5 protein-coding genes are annotated in these 5,182 nt (G+C 63.1%); 3 read left to right on the top strand and 2 right to left on the bottom strand.

The features are described 5' to 3' along the window. From ACJWXQ_RS10490 to ACJWXQ_RS10480, 3 genes are all read left to right on the top strand, one after another. A partial coding sequence (locus tag ACJWXQ_RS10490; RefSeq protein ID WP_406672784.1) for a cation transporting ATPase C-terminal domain-containing protein occupies positions 1-672 on the top strand: 672 nt, incomplete at its 5' end. A gap of 68 nt (positions 673-740) precedes the next feature. After that, positions 741-2,045, top strand: a complete 1,305-nt coding sequence (locus tag ACJWXQ_RS10485; protein WP_346050144.1) for a ferric reductase-like transmembrane domain-containing protein — start codon at positions 741-743, stop codon at positions 2,043-2,045. Then, entirely contained in the window at positions 2,042-2,410 is a 369-nt protein-coding gene (locus ACJWXQ_RS10480; RefSeq protein ID WP_346050146.1) for a cytochrome b5-like heme/steroid binding domain-containing protein, read from the top strand. Before ACJWXQ_RS10485 ends, ACJWXQ_RS10480 begins: the two co-directional genes overlap by 4 nt. Before the next feature lie 136 nt (positions 2,411-2,546). Here ACJWXQ_RS10480 and ACJWXQ_RS10475 read toward each other — a convergent pair whose 3' ends face one another. Continuing rightward, the gene (locus ACJWXQ_RS10475; protein WP_406672783.1) at positions 2,547-4,784 is read right to left on the bottom strand and encodes an MtrB/PioB family decaheme-associated outer membrane protein; all 2,238 of its coding nucleotides are present in this window, start codon (positions 4,782-4,784) and stop codon (positions 2,547-2,549) included. After that, positions 4,781-5,182, bottom strand: a 402-nt coding sequence (locus ACJWXQ_RS10470) for a cytochrome c3 family protein (RefSeq protein WP_406672782.1), incomplete at its 5' end; no start/stop codon positions are given. The genes ACJWXQ_RS10470 and ACJWXQ_RS10475, both read right to left, overlap by 4 nt.

The raw sequence follows: 5,182 nt of genomic DNA, 5'->3' as shown, positions 1-5,182 counted from the left end.
ACCGGCCGTGCCATATTCGACAACATACGAAAATCCCTGCTGTTTATCCTCCCCACCAATGGCGGCCAGTCCCTGCTGATTCTGGCCGCGGTCATGCTGGGCATGGTGCTGCCGGTGACGCCGGTGCAGGTCTTGTGGGTGAACATGGTCACTGCGGTCACCCTGGCACTGGCGCTGGCATTCGAACCGGCGGAGGCGCGGATCATGGAACGACCGCCGCGACCACCCGGCGAGCCGGTGCTCACCCCCATGATCGTCTGGCGGGTAGTCTTCGTCTCCGGGCTCATCCTGGCCGCCACCCTGTGGGTGTTCAACTGGCACATGAGCACGGGGCTGGGCCTGGAGGCCGCGCGCACGGCGGCAGTCAACACGGTGGTGGCCTGCGAGATCTTCTACCTCTACAACTGCCGCCAGCTACATGAATCCATCTTTCGCAAGGGCGGGCTGCTGGGCAACCCCTGGGTGCCAGCGGCCATCGGCCTAGTGATTCTGTTGCAGGCGGCCTTCACCTTTCTGCCGCCCATGCAGGTGCTGTTTGGAACCCAGGCCCTGCCCTGGCAGAGCTGGGCGCTGATCCTGGCGGTCAGTCTACCCATTCTGTTCATCGTCGAGGCCGAAAAGATAATCATGCGCTGGCGTCTGTCTCAGGCAGCAGAGTGCAAGGCGGCTTGATCAAGATCAATCCCCAGCCCTGTGGAGTGACTAGACTGGGAGTTTGAGGAAACCCAAGGAGCAAGGCAGTGCGCTATCCCGGAGACTGGTTGAGCCTGGCGCTTGTTCTCATCCCCACCCTGCTGGCCGGACTGCTTGCCTGGCCGGGGGCGGCCGATGCCGGCCAATGGCTGGCCTATCTCGGGCGCCTGGCGGGGGTGGCCGGCCTCGCCTGCCTGCTGGCCGCCGCCATTCTCAGTGTGCGTATTCCCGGCTTCGACCGCCCCTTCGGTGGCCTGACCCGCTTGTGGCAGCAGCATCATTATCTCGGCCTGGGCGCCTTTCTGCTGCTCCTGCTGCATCCACCGCTGATGGCCCTGTCACGGCTGCCCTATGGCAAGCCTGCCATGCTGGAAGTGCTACTGCCACCGGCGGCCGACTGGGCCATGTGGGCCGGCTGGCTGGGCCTGATGGCCATGATGATCTTCCTCGCGCCCAGTTTTCAGTTCTTTGGCCGGCCCAACTACCAGCGCTGGAAGGCGCTCCACTTTCTCGCCGGTCTGGCACTAGTAGCAGGCCTGGTCCACACCCTGCCACTGACCCGCAGCCTGCCGACCCATCTCAGTCTCACGGTTTGGGGCGGACTGGGCGGCCTGGCGGTGCTGGTCTTTGCCTGGCGGGCTACCATTGCCCGACGAGTCCAGCGCCGGCCCTACCGGGTCAGCCGAGTGGAAACCCTGGCTGATCGCGTGGTGGAAATCAGCCTGCTCCCGCTGCGTGGTCGCCGCCTGGCTTTTGAACCCGGCCAGTTCATTTACTTCACGCCCCATGATTCAACGCTGGCCAACGGTCGCGGCGAGGAACACCCCTTCACGATCAGCTCGGCGCCAGAGGAGGAAGTGCTGAGAATCGCGGTCAAGGACCTGGGCGACGCCAGCCGCGCCCTGCAGTCCCTGCAGACCGACACCGAGGCGGACGTGGAAGGGCCTTACGGCCTGTTTTTCCCACCCGCCAGCCGCGAACGCCCTCAACTCTGGATCGGCGGCGGCATTGGTATCACCCCATTCGTCAGCGCCGCCGAACATATCCGCATGGGCGGCCACTGGGGTGACAGCTTCCTGATCAACTGCACCAATGACCCCTCGCGGGCCTATTATCACGACCAGCTTCAGGCTGCCGCGGAGGCTTCCAGCAATCTTCGTTGCCTGGATCATTTCTTCGAGACACACGGTGCACTGAATCGTGCCTTTGTTGTCGAACATTGTCCGGATGCGGCAGAGCGTGAGTGGTTCGTCTGCGGGCCGACTCCGCTGGTCCGCATAGCTCGCGATATTGCTCGTGAACTGGGTGTTCCCAAAACTTCATTTCATTCAGAGGAGTTTGATTTCCTATGAACAAACTTGCCTACACCGCATTCGTTGCTTTCTGGAGCGTCATCGGCACGCTTCTGGTCGTCGGGCTGATGGCACCTGATGCCGGTGCCGAAGGAAACGACGATGAGCTGCCCGTGATCAGCAAGGAAGAACTGGCCAAGCACGACAACCCGGATAGCTGCTGGAAGGCCATCCACGGCAAGGTCTATGACGTCACCGACTACATCCCCGACCACCCCACCCCGCCCTCAGTCATGTATGAGTGGTGTGGCAAGGAAAGCACAGAGGGCTGGGACACCAAGGGCTATGGCCGCCCCCATACCAAGGCCGCCGAAGCGATGCTTGAGGATATGCTGGTGGGACGGCTGGAAGACAGTGAGGAGTGAGGGGTAAGGAGTCAGGGGTGAGGAAAAGCGGGGCCTCGCGCGGAGACGCATAGACGCGGAGGAAATGTTTGGGTGGGGACCAGGGAGCCCCTGACTCCTCACCCCTAAGGACCCTCTGAATAGAGAGTCCTACCACTCAGCCCGGCCGCAGGTCCCAGCGCAGACTCAGGCTATACCAGTTAACGCTTTCATTGCCGAAGTCCTGGGCGGAACCGATGACGGAGTTGATCGTATCCACTTCCACGTCATCCCAGGCCCAGTCATTGCTGCGGAAGCGGTCGTGGTACCAGTTCCACTGCAGGCTGAGGCCGTCTCCGAGACGATGCTGACCGTTGAGTGACAGGGTACGGCCCCGGCTGCGAACCGAGGGGATTGGCTCAAGATCCAGGGCTGGGCCCGAGGCGATGGCGAACTCGCTGCGGCTGGCACTTTCCGCCCACTCAAAGCGCAACTTGAAATCACCCTCGTCCGGCTCCCACTCCAGGCCGCCCCCGAGAGTGGCAATGCGATCTTCATTGTCCATCCACCAATCACGATCCGGATCCTGGGACTCCACCTCCTTGGCAAAGCCACGGAAGCTGCGACTGCGTTGACGGGCGCGAATGCGGTCAAGGGACAGGAAGGTGTCGGTACTCCAGGCCGAGCTGAACTGCCAGACCAGATCCGAGGCCAGCCCCAGACTGCTGCCCTTTTCCAGGCCCAGTGGGGAGTTGCGGTAATTGTCCCGTGACCAGGCCGCGTCACTGCCAAAGTGAACACTGTCACTCAGGGTCCAGTCCCAGCGCATTCTTGCTCGGGTCTGATTGCGGTCGGCGAGATTGTAGCGACGGAGCAGGGGGTGGTTGTCGAAACGAACCGCCTCAGCCACACCGTCGGTATAGACCTCGGTCCGGGTGAGAAAGTAGACGGCGGTGGCATCGTAGTCATCCACGCTGCGCCGTGCCCGCTGGGCCTCCATGGACAAGGCATGGTTGTCACCCAGGCGCTGGCGCAGACCCAGGGTGAAGCGATCTTCCTCGGTTCGACCCACCTCGGAAAAATCACGGTCAATACGCTCACGCCGCCAGGCCCCGTGCACCTGTCCACCGCCATCAAGACGCCAGGCCATGCGTGTTTCCAGATGCTGCTCGGTAAAACTCACCGGCAGATTCAGACGAGCCCGGGAATGGGCCTCACCACTGTTCTGATTGACCGCGTCACCGCCGATGTAATTGAACACATCCACCGGTGTGCGATTGTCACGATCTTCGTAGCGATGACGGATATCCACCCGCAGTCGATTCATGGGCCGCCAATTCAGGCGCGTGGCGACACGAAGCAGGTCAATCCGCCCTTCCAGGCTGTCTCTCGGCAGGGCCTCATCCACGTCGAGGTTGGGGTTGATGGTGTAGCCGAGGAAGTCCTCGTCCTGCTCACTGCGCCCGATCTGCAGGTCGCTGGACAGTCGCAGGGTGGGCGAGAAGACATAGCCCAGGCCGACGCGCCACTGGTGACTCTCATTGTCCGGCATCAGGCCCAGGTGTCCCTGCCCATCCGGATAGGAGACCCCCGGCGCCCAGCCGCCGACGCCGGCGAAGGGGTTGTCGAAACGCAGCATGTTATTGCCGCCGTCGAACAGGGACAGAAAGTAGCTGGCCTCCAGGTGAAAGGCATCACGCTGATAACGAAGCCCCAGCTCGGCCTCCCGGGTGGTGTAGTCAACCGGGGCGGGCACCAGTGCCGCGCGGGAGTTGCCACCGGTACTGCCAATCACCGCCGCCACCGGCCGGGTGCCGGTACGGCGATGCTCACGGACATCACCGTGCAGCTGCCAGTGCCGGGACAGGCGACGTTCATGAGCCAGCTGCATGCTGCGCCGTAGCTGTTCATAGGCTGCCGAACGCAGGGACTCGGTCAATCGCTCCATGCCGCCGGTTCCCGGCGCACCGACCCAGTCCTCGGGCAATCCCAGTTGATAGCCGCCCGCGCCCAGAAAGGGGGTCCGACCGTCCCCCAGCCGGCGCGGCAGTTCGCGGAAATTGAAACGCGTGCGATGTTCACCCTGGCGGTTGTAATCCAGGTCCAGTCGGGTGATACCCGGCCCGGGCTGTTCCGCCGCCAGGAACAGGGACGCAGGCTCTTTGGCATCCGTCAGGGTACGCCAGTCCATGCGAAAACCACCAATACCACGCAGACCCTCACCGCTCAGATTGTCACTGCGCCCCATGCCATCGACCTGCCCTGTCTGAACACCGAGGCCCAGGTCCAGATGGAGTTCATGCCACTGACCGGTTTCGGCCTCTTCCGTCTGCTCACCGGTCTCGGCCATCGCGACCCCTGCCGCCAACAGGCAGAAGGGAACCAGGCCCTTGGCGGCAAACCGTCGCCGACTCATCGGGTCTGCCCCGCACCCGAGGGATGGTTGGAGCCATGAACATCGGTATGACAGTTCATGCAATTGCGCTGCAGCATGGAAGCCGATGCGCCCTGGGGCGGAACGCCACTGCCATCCGGCGCCGTGCTGGGATGGAAAGCGGCCGAGTGGCACTGCTGACAGAGTTGAGGCGCCCGCGTCTTGAGCAGATTGTCATGTACCGAACCATGGGGTTCATGGCAGTTACTGCAACTCTCTCGAACCGGCGGATGCTCCCAAAGGACCGGGCCACGGAACTCGGCATGGCAGCCGTAGCAGGTTTCGTTCAGAGAGGCCGCCACCAGCTCCCCTTCGCTGGGACTGCCGTGAGCTGCATGGCAGTCCATGCAGCTCATTTGCCCCGCCCGCATGGGATGGGT

The sequence above is a fragment of the Natronospira sp. genome (genome assembly GCF_007134575.1).
Taxonomy (GTDB): domain Bacteria; phylum Pseudomonadota; class Gammaproteobacteria; order Natronospirales; family Natronospiraceae; genus Natronospira; species Natronospira elongata.
The sequence above is the reverse complement of the archived record's forward strand: the minus strand, read 5'-3'. Positions and strand labels throughout refer to the sequence as shown.

What these genes read in the sequence shown, in the direction of transcription:
- ACJWXQ_RS10480 (WP_346050146.1), top strand. Translation starts at nt 2,042, where the DNA reads ATGAACAAACTTGCCTACACCGCATTCGTTGCTTTCTGGAGCGTCATC.
- ACJWXQ_RS10475 (WP_406672783.1), bottom strand. Translation starts at nt 4,784, where the DNA reads ATGAGTCGGCGACGGTTTGCCGCCAAGGGCCTGGTTCCCTTCTGCCTG.